Raw genomic sequence first — 16957 nt, 5'->3', positions numbered from 1 at the left:
GGTATAGCATCCGAAACAGCCAGTCCGGGGCAGAATTTACGGATCTGATAGCGATAAACGTCCTGGAACTGGGTAAGCTACCCCAAGAGTCGGATGGCGGACGCTTATTTAACTGGGGGCAATTTTTTAAGGCCCAAAACCCGGAGGAGATGGCCATGGTAGCGGAAAAAGACCCTGCGATTAAGCAAGCGGTTGCGTTGGTGATGGAGCTAAACGATGACGAGCGGACCAGGCAGGCCGGGAACGGCAAAGCTATAGGGAAGGCCAAAACCAGGTTATTGAGCTTATGGAGCAAGGCTATACTCTGGAACAGATAAAGACAAAATTGGCCGACGCCACTTAACCTTGTATGACACCTTGTATTACATATCAGTAGTCTATAACACTACCCAGCCTGCCACTCCGGTATGTGAACCCAACCGGGGAAGCTCCTTCTTCGTACTATGTGACAAAGGCGGGCGTGGGGAGGGGTACACCCGCCTTCATGTATATGGAATTCTCTGTCGTAGTAGACCCACGTAGTGGGGCTGCGGAGACAGGCTCTACATGCACATGAAGACGGGTGTACCCCTCCCCACGCCCGTTTTGCCGATATGCTACGCTAAAGGCCGCTTCCCAAACTGAAAAACTCTTGCGGAATTTTCATATAAAAGGTAGTATATATAAAATCTTTTTAGGAGAAATGTGAAACTAGGAGTTCATAGATGGGTTTGAATATCATCGTTTTGGTTAAACAGGTTCCGGATACCCAAAATATCACCGGTCAGGCTATGAAGGAAGACGGTACGGTTAACCGCGCCGCCCTGCCGGCGATTTTTAATCCCGAGGATCTCTACGGGCTTGAGGCGGCGCTGCTGCTCAAGGATCAATTTCCCGGGTCGAAGGTGAGCGTGATTTCCATGGGGCCCCCGGCGGCGTCGACGGTCCTGAAGGAATGTCTCTACCGGGGAGCGGATTTTACCGCCCTGGTGTCGGACCGGGGCTTTGCCGGGGCGGATACCCTGGCTACGTCCTACGCCCTGAAATGCGCCATCGAGAAGATAGGAAACTACGATCTGGTGCTCTGCGGCCGGCAGGCCATAGACGGGGATACCGCCCAGGTGGGACCGCAGACTGCGGAAAAACTGGGGATCAACCAGATTACCTGCGTTTCCAAGGTCGAGACGGTGGATCCCGCCAAGAAGGAAATCACCGCCCTACGTTCCATCGAAGGGGGCTGGGAACGGGTGAAGGCCAAATTCCCGGTGCTGATTACCTTTACCGATGAAGGGGAGGCGCCCCGGCCTGCTTCGGCCAAGCGGCTGATGACCCACAAACAGGCCGCTCCGGCGGCCGATAGTTCAGCCCTGGCGCTCTGGGATATTCCGGCGATCAAAGCGGACCCCAATCAGTGCGGCCTGGCCGGTTCCCCTACGAAGGTGAAGAACATCAATTCGGTGGTCCTTACCGCGGGGGAAATCAAATTTATCGATCCCGGCGAGCAGGGGATTACGGAACTGGTCCACGAGCTTATCGCGGATCATACCCTGGGTTAAGTAAACCCGCTTAACAGGAGCAAAAGAGATGAGTAATGATTTAAGCGTGATGGTATATATCCAGCAGGACAGCGGAAACCTGGCGGAGGTGAGCCTGGAACTGGTTTCCAAAGCCCGGGAGCTGGCGGATAAACTGGGGGTTAGCGTTAGTGCGGCCCTCTTTGGGGAAAAGGTTTCCCAGGAGGTCCCCCGCCTGGCGAGCCTTGGGGCGGATACGGTCTACCTCTATGAGGAGCCCAAACTCAAACACTACACCCCCGTTCCCTACACAAAACTGATGATTCAGGTGATCTCGGACTACAAGCCCCAGATAGTCCTCTACGGCGCCACCACTACCGGCCGGGATCTGGCTCCCCGGGTGGCTTCCTACCTCAAGGTTGGACTTACCGCGGACTGTACGGATCTGCAAATCGGCGACCACAAGCAGGGGGAGACGGATTACAAGAACATCCTCTACCAGATCCGGCCCGCCTTTGGGGGCAACATAATTGCTACTATTGTGTGCCCGGAAAAGAAACCCCAGATGTCTACGGTTCGGGAAGGGGTGATGCGGATGAACACTCCGGACACTTCCCGGAAGGCTACTATCGTTAAGGTTCCTGCGAGTCTCGGCGCCGCAGATTTCCCATCGGAGATCATTGACCGGGTGCTGCAGGAAAAGACCGTCAACCTCAAGGGCGCCAACATCATTGTGTCCGGCGGCTTCGGCGTGGGGGGCAAGGAAAATTTCCACCTCATCCGGGAACTGGCGGAAACCATAGGCGCCGAAGTGGGGGCATCCCGGGCGGCGGTGGACGCGGGCTTTATCAGCAAGGACCACCAGGTAGGGCAGACGGGCACCACGGTGCGGCCGAAGCTCTACGTGGCCTGCGGTATTTCCGGGGCCATCCAGCACCGGGCGGGTATGGACGGTTCGGCGCGGATCATCGCCATCAACACGGATCCTGAGGCGCCGATTTTCGGCATTGCCCAGTACGGCATAGTGGGGGATCTGTTTGACGTGATCCCCCGGATGATCAAGGCCTATAAGGCCCGGGTATAAGGAGCAGTGTGTTACTTCGTAACACTTCCGATTAACGTGCGGCAAAGCCGCTTTTTATAGGAGTATACAAGTGGAAAACTTTTTAAACGATAACGAAGATATTTTATTTCACCTGGAACACCTGGACCTGGACCGGATTATCCGTTTCAAGGAAGAGGAATTTACCCAGGCTGAACAATTTTCCTACGCGCCCAAGGATGCTGCGGACGCCAGGGATTCCTACAAACGGGTTCTGAGCATCATTGGGGAAATGTGCGGCGAGTTTATCGCCCCCAACGCCCCCAAGGTTGACGAGGAGGGCCCGCTTTTGGACCTGGCGACAAACCAGGTGACTCTGAACCCCGCCACCCAAAAGGCGATGGACATGTTCGCCCAGGCGGATCTCATGGGCTTCTGCATACCCCGGCGCTACGGCGGACTCAACATGCCTTCAACGATACTGTGCATCGCCTCGGAGCTCCTCTCCCGCGCCGATGCTTCGGCCCTTAACTTCGGGCTCCAGCAGGATATCGCCGAGACCATCAACAAGTTTGCGTCCGAGGAACAGAAACAGGCGGTACTGCCCCGGCTCTGTTCCGGCGAGTGGGGTTCATCAATGATACTAACCGAACCCGATGCGGGGAGCGATCTTCAGGCGGTAAACCTCAAGGCGGTTCAGGGCGAGGATGGTAAGTGGTACCTCAGCGGGGTTAAGCGCTTTATCACCAACGGCTGCGGAACTGTCGGCCTGGTCCTGGCCCGCAGCGAAGAAAAGGGTAAGGGCGCCCGGGGCTTATCGTTCTTCCTCTACGAGCGGGACGACAAGATGATTATCCGCCGGCTGGAACACAAGTTGGGCATCCACGGTTCCCCCACCTGCGAGCTGCAGTTTAACAAGGCCCCCGCAGAATTAGTGGGCGAGCGCCAACGGGGACTCACCAAGTACACCATGTGGCTCATGAACAACGCCCGGCTCGGTATTGCCGCCCAGGCGGTGGGCATAGCCGAAGCGGCCTACCGGGAGGCGGATCTTTACGCCGCCAAGCGCATCCAGTTCAACGTGTCGGTACGGACCCTGCCGCCGGTGTTCGAGATGCTCACCGAGATGAAGGTTGCGGTGGAAGCGGGCCGCACGTTGCTTTACGAAACCGCCCGTTTTGTGGATCTCAAGGAAGTGCTGGAAGACTTTTCCGAGGCGCACCCGGATCAGAAGGGCGATATTGTGGAGGACAAGAAGCGGTACGCCAAACTCGCGGGTTTCTTTACCCCCTTGGTCAAGGCCTACGCCACGGAGATGGCGAACAAGGTTGCCTACGACGCCATCCAGATCCACGGCGGCACAGGATATATGAAGGAGTTCAACGCCGAACGCCACTACCGTGACGCCCGGATTACCAACATCTATGAAGGGACCACCCAGCTCCAAGTGGTGGCCGCCATCGGCCCGGTTACCTCCGGCATAGCCCAGTCCATCCTGGACGAATACGATCAGGTGGACTTTTCCTACGCCGCGGATCTTATAGCCAAGGTCCGCGCCGCCCGGAAGATCTTTGACGCCACCCTGGACTACGTGAAAGCCTACAAGGGCGAAGGGCACGAGCAGTTTCTCAGCTACCATTCCAGGCGGCTCGTGGAAATGGCCACGGACCTGGTGATCAGCTACCTGCTCCTGCGGGATGCGGCGCACAGCGAGCGGAAGCTCAAGGTGGCGGCGATATTTATTGCCAAGGCGCCTTCCCGGATAGAAGCGAGCCACAGTTTTATTACCGGGGATAATGGGACTTTGCTGCGGTGTTATGCGGAGGTCATCGGGGCGGGGGAATAGGCCGGGGAATAATGATGACAGGTCTTTTCTCGGACTTATCGGCAAAATCGGGAGGGGGAGGAGGTGTGCCCGGCGTGCATGTGCATGTAGAGTCTGCCTACGGAGCCCCTGCGGGTCTCCTCCGGCAGGGAATTCCATATACATGCACGCCGGGCACACCTCCTCCCCCTCCCGCCTTTATCGGAAGTGCGGGGAGGATCTGTCATCGTGTTCCTGTTCGCAGAGATTGTGTTTTCATGATGGGGGAAGCTTTATAATACATTCAGCTAGGGACATATCCGCCCCCTCCCGTCTGTGTCGGAAGTGCGGGGAGGATCTGTCATCGTGTTCTTGTTTGCGGTGGTTGGGTTTCCATGATGCCAAGTTATGGTTAGGAAAGGTTGTATAACCGGAGCTGGTCACGGCTGCTAAATATCATTTGGCGCGCAGGTCGGTGAAAAAGCTGAAACAAAATCATGCGATCCCGTCCGGGAAATACACCCTAATAAAGGTTGTGCGAAAAGCTTTTTTTTCGTACATGTGACAAAGGCGGGCGGGGGAGGGGCATTGCAGGTCGAACGTATTATGGAATTCCCTGCCGTAGTAGACCCGCGCAGCGGGGCTGCGGAGGCAGACTCTACATGCACGTGAGCGCCTGCAATGCCCCTCCCCCGCCCGTATATGCGATAAGTCAGGAAATGTGTCATCGTGTTCCTGTTCGCGGGGGTTGGGTTTCCAGGGTATGAATAAAGAAGAACGGGTTATGATGGCTTTCAGGGACTTGTTTAATAAGATGGTTTGGCTTAATAAGGCTAAGATGGAAAGGAGTCTTAAGGGGTATAAGTCTTCTGAAGTACATTGTGTCGAATACATTGGAAGGAATGGGGATTCTAATGTTACAAAACTTGCGGAGTCTTTTTATATGACCCGCGGCGCTATAACTAAATTAACTAAAAAGCTCATAGAAAAAGGTATTATCGAAAGTTATCAGAAGCCGGATAATAGAAAAGAAATTTATTTTAGACTTACTAAGCAAGGGAAAGTAATTAATAAGGTCCATGAGGAATTGCACAAAGAGTTTCAAGAGCGGGATAAAGCGGTGTTTGAGCAGGTAAGTGAGAAACAATTTGACAGTATGTTGGGCTTCGTGGAAAAGTATAGCCTGCATTTGGATGAAGAAATAAAAAAACTGGATGGTATATGTCTAAAATAGATATACGTAAATTACATACTACGGAAATGGGCGTTGTACGTATCAAGAGGAATCTCGGTTTGGATACTGATGACGTAGTTGCTTGGTGTAAGCAGGCAGTAGACAGGACTGATAACAAGTCTATTATCAAAAAGGGCAAAAATTGGTATGTCCATGGCGATGGCTATGTGTTGACCATCAATGTGAACAGCAACACGATAATCACGGCGCATAAAGTGTGATCTTAAACTACCCCGAATAGGCAGCCTTTTTTTTGGAAATTTCTCAAAAAAATATGTTGACAAGGAAACAAAATAATGGTAGGCTGAATATGTTTCCAAGGAAACAAAAATAATGCCTTTTCGGGGGAGATTTAACCATTAATTATGCATAAAAAAACGATATTCCAAAGAGATTTTATACTTGTCGCCATAGGGCAGATTATTTCCATATTTGGCAATCAGATAGTACGGTTTGCCCTGCCGCTTTACTTACTCAATAAAACAGGTTCGTCCGTTTTGTTTGGGACAATCCTGGCAGTATCTTTTATTCCCATGCTTTTACTGTTCCCCATAGGGGGGATCATTGCCGACCGCCTTAACAAGAGGAACATCATGGTGATTCTGGATTTCAGTACCGCGATCCTCATTTTTCTGTTTTATGTGTTGTCGGGGAAAATAGATATTGTGCCGCTTATGGCAGTCACCATGATTATTTTATACGGGATACAGGGCGCTTACCAGCCGGCGGTTCAGGCAAGCGTGCCTGTTCTGGTAGAAATGGAACATATAATGCAGGGGAATTCGGTAATAAATCTGATTAGCTCCCTGGGCAGTATGGTTGGGTCGGTGATCGGCGGTATTTTGTTCTCCATTGTCGGATTAGAGCCTATCCTATATGTAAGTGTTGGCTGCTTTTTCGCGTCCGCGGTGATGGAAATTTTTATTCATATTCCGTTTGAAAAAAGGAAAACAACGGGAAATATATTTGTTACCGGTTTCAATGACCTTAAAGAAAGTTTTGTCTTTATGTTTAAGGAGAGGCCTGTTCTCTGGAAAGCTTCTTTAATATATGCCGCGCTTAATTTATTTTTAACCTCTTTGATTTTAATTGGGTTTCCGGTTTTAATTACGCAGCATTTGGGATTCACGCTGAATACCGCCAATCGCTTATACGGATACGCGCAAGGTGTATTAGCCGCCGGCGCTCTATTGGGCGGGCTGCTCGCAGGAGTATTGTCAAAGAAACTGAAATCACGGGCAAGCCCATTTCTCTTAATCGGGTGCTCCTTATCCATGCTTATAGGGGGAATTGCATTACAAACACTAAAAGCACCAATGGCAATCTACAGTATTTTAGTAATTGGGGGCGGTCTTTTAGTGGCGCTGTCAACAGTGTTTCAAATTCAGATAATGACTAACCTGCAAATTTTAACGCCGAAAAATTTAACCGGAAAAGTTATTTCATGCGTTATATGTATTTGTATGTGTACAAATCCTCTGGGTCAGTTCATGTACGGCATTGTTTTTGAAAAGATAGGAAGCAGCGCCTATCTTCCGTTTTATGTTTCCGGATTGATAATGATAGGTATTAGTATTTTTACCCGCCGTGTTTTTCATGGAATTGACCAGCTAATAGAACAACAAACATAATGCGTTCTGGCAGGAAATACGCGGTAACAAGGGTTATGCGAAAAATTTTCTCCTCATATGTGTGACAAAATCGGGAAGGGGAGGGGCATCTCTGGCGCTCGTGCGCATGTAGAGTCTGCTTGCGGAGCCCCTTCGGGTCTCCTCCAGCAGGGAATTCCATATGCACGAGCGTCAGAGATGCCCCTCCCCTTCCCGCCTTTATCGGCAGTACGGGAAAGGCTTGTAATTGCGTCTAAGCTGATAAAAAATATATTGACATAGAGTAAAAAATAATACCATAATAAATCTATGAATAGAGGAAAACAATTTGATAAAGAAATTATAGGTTTTACAGCTGATGTTAAATGGACATATGCAAAAACTTATCCAAAGTGGCCTCATGAATATATTGTAAGGGGAAAAGTTGACTATAATTTGTTTATGAAGACAGTTATGCATATTAGGGAAAATGGATACGATGGTATATTTTATAAAATGAAAATTGGATATTTTGATTACGATGGTTATACATATTGGACAATGGGGGAACCTTTGGATCAAACGGATATAATTAACAGGTGTTTAAAAGAAAATACTTATGAAAGCAGATTAAATAACGGTACATTACCGGAGGAATAATGGCGATAATTATATCGACGAATAATCAAGATGGCGAAAAAATAGAGCCGTCAGAATTTGGATTAGAAAGCAATATTCAGGAATATATTTATAATAATCCTAATGTTATACCCCTTTATGACATTGATGACGATATTAAATTGTTTGTTGCCGCAAGGGAATTTCGAACAGAGAGCGGTCCAATAGATGGTTTAGGGTTTGATGAAAACGGTAATATTTATGTCATAGAAACAAAACTTTTTAAAAATCAAGACAAAAGAACTGTAGTTGCTCAAGTCCTGGATTATGGGGCTTCTTTGTGGAAATATGTAACAGATTTTGAAAATTTTGTGACCCAATTGAATTATCATACGCAAAAGAAATTCGGAATGAATTTTGAAGACGTATATAAAAAATATTTTACAACGGATGATGCTTCTGATAAAATGATTACTATTTCTGATAACCTTAATTCAGGTAATATAAAATTTGTTGTTTTGATGGATAAGTTGCAAACATCCTTAAAGGATTTGATTATATACATAAATCAAAATTCGAAATTTGATATATATGCTGTTGAACTGGAATATTATAAATATAAAGAATATGAAATTGTGATACCAAAATTATTTGGTAATGAAGTAAAAAAAGATATCGTTTCAACTAAGAATTCAAAAAAATATCATTATAAAACAATAACATCAGATGAATTTGATGGGTATGTTGAAAATGAATCAAGTTTAAATGAAGAACGAAAACAAATGATATTAAAACTAAAAGCTCTATATCAAAAATTAATTGAAAAATTTAATGGTTCATCTTATTGCTATCATTCAACAGAAGGTACTTCGGGATATGGTGTAAATGAAAGTGATGGCGGAGCTGTTTCATTAGTAAGTCCGACAGAAGGTGTTTGGTTTTATCAAAAAAATAAAACAGGTAAAATTGCGGAAGTTAATAGAAAAATTCTTATTCGACTTATATCTGAAAAAATACTAGACAAAAAAGAAGATAATTTAAAGGCTTCACAATGGTCGGTGAAAGCATCTTTTTGGAATTCCAAAGAGGAAAAAATTAGTATGTGGCTCCATAGATTTTTAGAAATTAGTGAAGAGGAAATAAATAAAAGCATATAGATTAAATAAATAAAATATACCGCAATAAATTGTATGAAAAGGGCTATCGGTTTATAACTATGTAGTATTTGAAACGCAGGTCGGTGAAAATACTGTATAAAAACAGTTGGGGAAACGCTGAAACAAAATCATGCGATCCCGTTCGGGAAACACGCCCTAACAAAGGTTGTGCGAAACGCCTTCTTCTCGTACATGTGACAAAGGCGGGCGGGGGAGGGGCATTGCGGGCCGAGCGTATATGGAATTCCCTGCCGTAGTAGACCCGCGCAGCGGGGCTGCGGAGGCAGACTCTACATGCACGTGAGCGCCCGCAATGCCCCTCCCCCGCCCGTATATGCCGACAAGTACTAAAACAAGATACCGCTCACAAAAATTAGAATTACTGCGTATTTCCCGAACTAACCAGGCACATCCACTCCGCCTCCGCCGCTAATTCATCCCCCACATAGGCTTTCCCCGACTGCTTTATCATCTTCGGCGAAACCCGCAGGTTTACTATTTCTGAGCGGACCTCATCTCCGGGCCGGACCTGGCGGCGGAACTTTACCTTATCCACCGTGGCCAGAAAAAACAGGGCGTTCCCGGGCATTATGCCCAGCTTGCGGAGACCCGCGCCGCCGGATTGGGCCATGGTTTCCACCAGAATAACACCGGGCACCACGGGGTATTCGGGGAAATGTCCGGCAAAGAAGAATTCCTTTTCCGTAAACACATGGCGGGCAATTATTTTTTCCTTGTCCGCCGTATCTATCGTATCCACAAAGAGGAAGGGTACGCGGTGGGGCAGCAGCTCTTCAATTTCATTCATACTAATTGTACTTCCTGAATACTACTACGCCGTTGTGGCCGCCGAAACCGAGGTTGCCCGAGGCGGCGGCGTTTACCGTGCCGTACTGGACCTTGTTGGGGACATAGTCCAGGTCGCAGGCGGGGTCGGGGGTTTCCAGGTTGATCGTGGGGGGGAAAAATCCTTCCCGGATGGCGAGGATGCAGGCTATGGCTTCCAGGCCGCCGCCGCCGGCGACACAGTGGCCGGTCATGCTCTTGGTACTGGATACCTTCAGCTTATAGGCGTGATCCCCAAAGGCGTATTTGAGCATCTTTGTTTCCGTAGCATCGTTGATCTCCGTGGCAGTGCCGTGGGCGTTGTAATACTGCACCTCTTCGGGCTTTAAGCCGGCGTCCGCCAGGGCGTACTTCATGGCTGTGCCGCCGCCTTCGCCGGAGGGATCCGGGGCGGTGATGTGGTAGGCGTCGGCGCTCCCGCCGTAGCCGGCGAATTCCGCCAGGATAGTAGCGCCCCGGGCTTTGGCGTGTTCCTCCGTCTCCAGCACCAGTATTCCTGCGCCTTCTCCCAGGATGAAGCCGTCACGATCCGCATCGAAGGGGCGGCAGGCTTTTTCCGGGGTGTCACAGCGTTTGGTGGACAGCGCCTTGAGCATCTGGAAACCGCCGATGGAGAAAGCGGTGATACAGGCTTCGGTACCGCCGGAAACGACCACGTCACAGCGGCCGGAACGGATCAGGTCCAGGGCCTGGCCCAGGGCGTCGGCGCCGGAAGCGCAGGCGGTAACCTGGGTGTAGGCGGGACCGCGCAGACCGAAAACCATGGAGACATTCCCCGCAGCTTCATTGTTAATCATCAGGGGTACGGTTAATGGCAGCATACGCTTGGGGCCGTTATCAAAAAGTTTACGGAAGGATTCGGTGACGACATCGAAACCGCCTATGCCGTTTCCCAGGACTACCCCGGCTTTGTTGGGGTCACCCTTGATCCGCCGCCGGCCTTCCTCTGCGTCCTCCAAAAGATCCGCCTGCCCCAGCGCCTGGGCAGCAGCGGCCACTGCAAACTGGGTGAACCGCGCCATCTTCCGGTAATCTTTTTTATCGATCCATTGGGAGGGATCAAAATCCTTAACCTCCCCTGCGATGGTTACATCAAAACCGGTGGTGTCAAATTGGGTGATCTTCCCGATGCCGCTTTTCCCCGCTATAAGGGATTGCTTAAATTCTTCCACCGTATTTCCGATGGGAGAAATCACGCCTATACCGGTTACAACAACCTTAGTTTTCATCAAAACTCCTCCACTAACACATATTTACTATATAAACATTCCGCCGTCAACGGCGATTACCTGTCCGGTTATGTATGCCGCTCCGTCGGAAGCAAGGAACAGCGCTGCTTCCGCAATGTCCGAGGGCTGACCAATCCGTTTAAGGGGGATGTGTTCGGTCATCTTTCCCTTAGCTTCCTCGGGGATTGCGTTGGTCATGTCCGATGCGATAAACCCCGGGGCTATGGCGTTGACCCGCACTCCGCGGCTCGCCGTTTCCTGGGCCAGGCTCTTGGTAATGCCGATTACCCCGGCCTTGCTGGCGGCGTAGTTTGCCTGGCCGCCGTTGCCGTGGATTCCCACTACGCTGGACATATTGATGATAGAACCGCTGCGGCGGCGTATCATGTCCCGCCCTACGGTACGGGCTATAATAAAGGTGGCGGTAAGATTCACGTCCAGTACTTTCTGGAAATCCTCCAGGCTCATCCTGAAGGAAAGATTGTCCTTGGTGATCCCGGCGTTATTCACCAGGATGTCGAAGCCGCCGGCCTTTTTCACTTCCCCATCGATAAGGGCTTCCACTTCCTGGACCTTCCCCAAATCGGCGCTGATCCAGTGGAGTTTGCCGCCGGACTTGGAGATCCGTTCCTGCAAATCCGCGGGTTCCTTGGTTCCCAGGCCCCAAACTTCCGCCCCCTCTTCCAGGAAACGATCCGTAATAGCCCTGCCAATGCCCCGGGACGCTCCGGTTACCAACGCCTTCTTTCCTTCCAGTCTCATAAAATCTCCTTAGGTCCTAATTATTAAACAGAGCCGAAATTTCTTCAACTTTCCCTGCCGGGAAGCCCGGCAATTCGACGCCCGAATCCTTCCAAAGCCCCTGCAGGGCCTTTCCCGGGCCGGTTTCCAGGGCCATCTCTACACCCAGGGCGGCGATGGCGTGTTCTTCGGCGATCCACCGCACCGGGGAGGTGATCTGCTGTAGGGCCAAGTCCCGAGCCTCTGCGCCGGAACTTACCGCCTTGCCGGACACGTTGGAAAACAGGGGAATCGCCGGGTCTTTAAAGGTGGTCGATTCCAGTGCCGGGCCGAAGAGGTCCGCCGCTTCCGCCATGAGGGGGGAGTGGAAGGGACCGGCAACCTGAAGCCGCAGGACCCGCTTGGCGCCCGCTTCTTTAAACTTTTCCTCCGCCGCCGCCAAAGCTTTTGCGGTTCCGGCCACCACCACCTGCCGGGGGGAGTTGATGTTGGCCGCATAGAGATCCGCAATGCCCAAAGATTTAACCAGGGCTTCCACCTGATCCGGGGCCAGACCGATAACCGCCGCCATACCTGGGGCGCTATCCGTAGCGCCGCCGCTCTGCTTGGCGATATGTTCCACCGTTTCCTGCATGGCCTTACCGCGGGCGACTACCAGTTTAAGGCAATCCGCGGGGCTGATAACTCCGGCGGAGACCAGGGCGGCGTATTCGCCCAGGCTGTGTCCGGCAACGCAGACCGGTTTCAGATCCCGGTCCTTCAGAAATGCTGCGGCACAGAGGTTTGCCAGGGTGACCGTGGGCTGGGCTATGTCGGAGCGTTTGAGGAATTCGGCGTCCGAATCCCGGAGCAGCGCTTCCATATCTCTGCCCATGGCCTCGGAAGCCAGGGCGAAAAGTGCCGCCGCCGCCTTAGACAGGGCGAGAAAATCCAGGGCCATGCCGGGATACTGGGCGCCCTGACCGGGGAAAAGAAATGCAGCCTTAGTTTTATTGTTTACCATATGATTAGATTCCCTCCAAAGGTTAATCCGGCGCCAAAACCGATGGTCATTATCAGGTCCCCTGTCTTAATTTTTCCGCCCCGGTTGAGTTCATCCAGGGCGATGGGGATCGATGCCGACGACGTATTGGCGTATTCTTCAATATTGAGAAAGAACTTTTCCTCCGGTATGCCTAAGCGCTTGGCTGCGGCCTGGACAATCCGGGCATTGGCCTGGTGGGGCACGATCCGGGCCACCTGATCAATGGTGATACCCTGCTCGGTGAGGAGCTTTTCGATGGTACCGGTTACCGCCTTTACGGCGAAGTTATATACCGCCCTGCCATCCATCTCGAGAACCGAGGGAAACTCCACGATTTCGCCCTTCTTATAGGGCTGCCGAGACCCGCCCCAGCGGTTGATAATACATTCCGCCCCGGTACCATCCGCACCTAGGCTAGTTCTGATGAGCCCCCGCTTGCCCGCATCGGCCCCGGTTTGTTCAATCAAAACCGCCCCGGCGCCATCGCCGAAGAGTACGCAGGTACTGCGGTCGTCCCAGTTGGTTACCCGGGACAAAATCTCGGAACCGATCACCAGGGCCCGCGTCCGGGCGGGGTTTAGGCTCAAATAACCTGCGGCGAACTCTAATCCGTAGATAAAACCGGAACAGCCTGCGGTAATATCCAGGGCTGCGGCGTTTTTTGCCCCCAATTTGGCCTGTACAACGCAGGCTGTGGCGGGCGTTCCGTAATAATCCGGGGTTACGGTCCCTAAAAGAATCAGATCCAGGCTGAGGATAAGCTCTTCCAGGGTCTCACCGGTCTTTTCCGCCGTCATGGACAGGACTTGCAGGGATGCTTCCAGGGCTAAATCGCTGCTTGCGGTACTTTCATCCGCAAAATGCCGCGCCCCGATTCCGGAATGGGAACGGATCCACTCATCATTTGTATCAATCCTGCGCGCCAAATCGTCGTTGCTAACCCTGTTTGACGGAATAGCTTTTCCCGTTGCGATTATCTCAAATGCCATACTTTCTGCCCTTCCATGACAAAATTTGCTTTTTTGTCATAATAATATAATAACATTTTAGAGGAAAATGTCAAGTTTAATTTTTAGACCCTGAGGAGAATAAATGGTTGCAGGAAATAGGGGCTTACACCGTGTCGCGCTTAATTTTCTTTGTGGTGGTCATCTCCATGGGCTTTTCCAGAAGGTTCAGCCGTTCTATCTTCTGGTAGGGGAGGAGACGGCGGTTCACTTCGGAGATGATTCGCTCCATTTCGGCGTGGATCTGCTCCTTCGATTGTCCGGCATTGAAATAATCCGGGCTGGGGAAGATCAGGGCTTCGATGCCTTCGGTTTTCAGTTTTTTATCCGCCGTAAAGCCCCGGATCAGGATCTGATCGATTTCCTCGTAGAGCTGGAATTCGTTTTCGATTTCCTCGGGGTAGACGTTTTTGCCCCCATCGGTGACGATGAGATTTTTCGCCCGGCCGGTAAGATAGAGATAGTCCTCGTCGTCCAGGTAGCCCAGGTCGCCGGTTTTGAGGTAGCCGTCGGAGGTAAAAGCCGCTTCGGTTTCTTTGGGTAGATCGTAGTAACCCTGCATCACCACCGGGCCCTTGAGGATGACCTCCCCCACACCCCGGTCGTCCGGGCGGAGTATCCGCATATCCACCATGGGTATCACCTTACCCACGCTGGTTTCCTTGTAATGATCCACCGGATTGAGGGTGATTATGGGGGATGTTTCCGTAAGGCCGTAACCCTGGATAAAGTTGATCCCCAACTGGTTGAATTTCCGGAATACGCTGGGCGCCAGCGGGCCGCCGCCGCAGATGCAGGTTTTTACCGAGGCCAGAGAAGCCTGATCCAGGATGAAGCGGAACATCTTTTTGCCGGGATTTACCTTGAAGGTCTTTTTGATAACCCCCGAGACGGCCAGGAGCGCCGACAGTATCCCATAGACCAGGGGGCCCTTCGCCTTCATACCCCGGATAATCCCCGCCAGGAGCTTGTTGAAAAGCATGGGGACACCCAGGAACAGGGTGATTTGGGCTTGCTTCAGGTCCTTGAGGATGAACTTGGTGACCATCTTTTTGCCGAACACCAGTTCCGCCCCCACGGTCATGACCACGATGAAGACGGTCATACTGTAGGCGTGGTGTATGGGGAGGAGGGCGTAAAAAATATCCTCCGGGATAAGGTCGATGAGGCCCCGGGCAAGGTAGCTGTCCGATAGAAGGTTGGTGTGGCTCAGCATGACCCCCTTGGGTTTCCCCATGGTTCCGGAGGTAAAAAGTATGGCCGCCAGGTCGTTTTCGCCGGGGAGCTCAAGCGCAGCCTCTGGGTCGACCGGTCCATCCAGGTCGTACAGGTAGGTTCCCACCCCTTTTCGAAGGGATACTATTTCGGCCAGGCTGTCCTTTAGGTTTGTTGCGCAGCGCTCGTACTTTTCTTCGTCCACAAAGAGGATACGGGCCTTGGCTGTTTTAATGAGGAGTTCCGTCTCCTCCTGCCTGATCTGATGGTCGATGGGGATCACCACGGCGCCGGCAAAATGGATGGCAATAAACGCTACGGTCCACTCGGGGGAGTTCTTCCCCGTCAGGGCGATGCGATCTCCCTTACGTATCCCCCGGCTGTATAGCCACCGGGATACGGCCTCAATGGTTTTTAAGGCTTCGTTATAGCTCAGGCTGATCCGGTCCGGCTCGTAAATAGTAAAACAAGGCCGCTCCCCATACAGGGAAACCGTAATTCGGAAAGCCTCCGGCATGGTAGGCCATGTCCCGTTAAAAATCTTTCCCCGATATGCATCCAAATAAGCCCAGGGTGTGCTATTACCCATTTGTCTCTCCCGCAAAAAATGATTATATCTATTATAGAGGTATATTTGTGAAAAAAGCTATTCATTTCTACGTTCTTATACTTCCCCTTCTGGCTAGTTGTTCCGGCCGGATCGACGGTAATCTCCGCAGGGACGGATCTGCGGAGATTACCCTGGAGATAAGCCTGGAAAGCCGGATGACGGCGCTGATCCGCTCCCTGGCAGCCCTTGGAGGGACCAGACCCGCAGCCCCGGACGCCCCGGTCATCAACGGCCCGGCCATAGCCCAGTCTTTGGCCGCGGCGCCGGGTATCGAGTCGGTTAATCTGGTAAACCGGAGCCCCTCCGGCATAGCCGGGAATATCCGTATCTCCCAGATAGACCGGTTTCTCGCCCTGCCCACCATCTCCGGGGCTGAAGCGGGGGGAAAACGGTTTATCACCTATATACCCATGGCTTCCCCGGGGGACAGCCGGCTTTTAATCGCCATGGACCGGAGTACCGCTCCCTTGTTGCTGACAATGATTTCCCAGGATATTCGTGACTACCTTTCGGCGCTTATGGCCCCGGCGGCAACCGAGGAGCCCCTTTCCCAGGCGGAATATCTGGATTTGGTGGGTTCATTTTATGGTAAAGCCCTGGCGGATGAGATTGCCGCCGCCCGCATTACCGCAACCATCGGTTTCCCCGGCGTGGTGAGTTCCGTTAAGGGCGGCTCCTTTAGCGGGAAAGAGGCCCGTTTCAACATACCCCTGGTAGATCTTCTGGTTCTGGAAAATCCCTTGGAATACGAAGTTGTCTGGCGCCAGGACCGATAGTTTCTAGTTACCCTCTTTGATTATTTCAATCTTAATCCCATCGTTTTGGTCCGGTTCGTCCTTGGGGGGGATTGAGACACGGAGTATACCGTTTTTGTAGACCGCCTTTACCTGCTCCTGGGCGTATTTGTCCAAGGGGACGTAGTATTTCTGTTTTTCGATGTCCTTCATTTTAAGCCGGCGTTTGAAGTAGCGGAAATTTTCCTCCTGGGACAGATCAAAGCCGGAATCCTCGTTACAAGTTGCGGAGAACACCATGTAATCCCCCTGGAAGGAGAGGCTGATATCCTTTTCGTTGAATCCGGCAAGGGCAAACTCAAAGATCATGCTGCGGTCGGTGGTCATGTAGACATTCATTGGGGGATAGGAATAGTTGGGATAATAATCGATGTTCTCATCGAAATTACCCTTGGCGCCCCGGCGGCCGCAGCCCTCGCCCCTTGAAGGGTCAGCTCCCAGGGGATTGAAATTCCGGTGGAATTCATCGGTGAAGTTTTGGGCGGCTTCGAAGATCTCGTCGAAGATCGTCCCCATGTCCATGTAGGATCTATTACCTTTCATACAAACTCCTT

Annotated in this window: 17 protein-coding genes; 10 read left to right on the top strand and 7 right to left on the bottom strand. The window is 51.5% G+C overall.

The features are described from left to right. From LQZ19_RS15305 to LQZ19_RS15265, 9 genes are all read left to right on the top strand, one after another. On the top strand, positions 1–317 hold a 317-nt coding region (locus LQZ19_RS15305; RefSeq protein ID WP_411048554.1), incomplete at its 5' end, for a PD-(D/E)XK nuclease family transposase. A 387-nt stretch (positions 318–704) separates the two neighbouring features. Next, positions 705–1535: an electron transfer flavoprotein subunit beta/FixA family protein gene (locus LQZ19_RS15300; protein WP_411048553.1), complete on the top strand. Its 831-nt coding sequence runs from the start codon at positions 705–707 to the stop codon at positions 1533–1535. A gap of 28 nt (positions 1536–1563) precedes the next feature. Then, on the top strand, positions 1564–2577 hold the full coding sequence (locus LQZ19_RS15295; RefSeq protein ID WP_411048552.1) for an electron transfer flavoprotein subunit alpha/FixB family protein: 1014 nt from the start codon (positions 1564–1566) through the stop codon (positions 2575–2577). Between the two features lie 70 nt (positions 2578–2647). Continuing rightward, the gene (locus tag LQZ19_RS15290; protein ID WP_411048551.1) at positions 2648–4381 is read left to right on the top strand and encodes an acyl-CoA dehydrogenase family protein; all 1734 of its coding nucleotides are present in this window, start codon (positions 2648–2650) and stop codon (positions 4379–4381) included. Between the two features lie 721 nt (positions 4382–5102). After that, complete coding sequence (locus tag LQZ19_RS15285; protein WP_411048550.1) at positions 5103–5573, top strand: MarR family transcriptional regulator; 471 nt, start codon at positions 5103–5105, stop codon at positions 5571–5573. Continuing rightward, a complete protein-coding gene (locus LQZ19_RS15280) occupies positions 5561–5794 on the top strand; it encodes a DUF3781 domain-containing protein (RefSeq protein ID WP_411048549.1) in 234 nt (77 codons plus the stop codon). The genes LQZ19_RS15285 and LQZ19_RS15280 overlap by 13 nt, the downstream gene beginning before the upstream one ends. Before the next feature lie 144 nt (positions 5795–5938). Next, the gene (locus tag LQZ19_RS15275; protein WP_411048548.1) at positions 5939–7204 is read left to right on the top strand and encodes an MFS transporter; all 1266 of its coding nucleotides are present in this window, start codon (positions 5939–5941) and stop codon (positions 7202–7204) included. Between the two features lie 288 nt (positions 7205–7492). Next, on the top strand, positions 7493–7822 hold the full coding sequence (locus LQZ19_RS15270) for a hypothetical protein (protein WP_411048547.1): 330 nt from the start codon (positions 7493–7495) through the stop codon (positions 7820–7822). Further along, on the top strand, positions 7822–8937 hold the full coding sequence (locus tag LQZ19_RS15265) for a hypothetical protein (protein ID WP_411048546.1): 1116 nt from the start codon (positions 7822–7824) through the stop codon (positions 8935–8937). Before LQZ19_RS15270 ends, LQZ19_RS15265 begins: the two co-directional genes overlap by 1 nt. A gap of 379 nt (positions 8938–9316) precedes the next feature. On the opposite strand, the gene fabZ is transcribed toward LQZ19_RS15265, so the two are convergent. From fabZ to LQZ19_RS15235, 6 genes are all read right to left on the bottom strand, one after another. Beyond that, complete coding sequence (gene fabZ, locus LQZ19_RS15260; protein WP_411048545.1) at positions 9317–9745, bottom strand: 3-hydroxyacyl-ACP dehydratase FabZ; 429 nt, start codon at positions 9743–9745, stop codon at positions 9317–9319. 1 nt (position 9746) lies between these two features. Further along, positions 9747–11012 carry a beta-ketoacyl-ACP synthase II gene (fabF, locus tag LQZ19_RS15255; RefSeq protein WP_411048544.1) on the bottom strand — a complete coding sequence of 422 codons (1266 nt, stop codon included), beginning with the start codon at positions 11010–11012 and terminating at the stop codon, positions 9747–9749. Positions 11013–11039: 27 nt separating this feature from the next. Continuing rightward, positions 11040–11774, bottom strand: a complete 735-nt coding sequence (gene fabG, locus LQZ19_RS15250) for a 3-oxoacyl-[acyl-carrier-protein] reductase (RefSeq protein ID WP_010253734.1) — start codon at positions 11772–11774, stop codon at positions 11040–11042. Between the two features lie 16 nt (positions 11775–11790). Continuing rightward, positions 11791–12756: an ACP S-malonyltransferase gene (locus tag LQZ19_RS15245; RefSeq protein ID WP_411048543.1), complete on the bottom strand. Its 966-nt coding sequence runs from the start codon at positions 12754–12756 to the stop codon at positions 11791–11793. Then, positions 12750–13766, bottom strand: a complete 1017-nt coding sequence (locus LQZ19_RS15240; protein WP_411048542.1) for a beta-ketoacyl-ACP synthase III — start codon at positions 13764–13766, stop codon at positions 12750–12752. Before LQZ19_RS15240 ends, LQZ19_RS15245 begins: the two co-directional genes overlap by 7 nt. A 124-nt stretch (positions 13767–13890) precedes the next feature. Next, positions 13891–15588: an AMP-dependent synthetase/ligase gene (locus LQZ19_RS15235; protein ID WP_411048541.1), complete on the bottom strand. Its 1698-nt coding sequence runs from the start codon at positions 15586–15588 to the stop codon at positions 13891–13893. A gap of 47 nt (positions 15589–15635) precedes the next feature. Between LQZ19_RS15235 and LQZ19_RS15230 the strand changes: the two genes are divergently transcribed. Next, positions 15636–16385 carry a hypothetical protein gene (locus LQZ19_RS15230; protein ID WP_411048540.1) on the top strand — a complete coding sequence of 250 codons (750 nt, stop codon included), beginning with the start codon at positions 15636–15638 and terminating at the stop codon, positions 16383–16385. Between the two features lie 3 nt (positions 16386–16388). Here the strand turns inward: LQZ19_RS15230 and LQZ19_RS15225 are convergent, their stop codons facing one another. After that, positions 16389–16946: an Hsp20/alpha crystallin family protein gene (locus tag LQZ19_RS15225; protein WP_411048539.1), complete on the bottom strand. Its 558-nt coding sequence runs from the start codon at positions 16944–16946 to the stop codon at positions 16389–16391. Positions 16947–16957: the final 11 nt, after the last annotated feature.

The sequence above is a fragment of the Treponema primitia genome (assembly GCF_046533075.1).
Classification (GTDB): Bacteria; Spirochaetota; Spirochaetia; order Treponematales; family Breznakiellaceae; genus Termitinema; species Termitinema primitia_B.
This window is presented reverse-complemented; position numbering and strand designations above follow the sequence as displayed.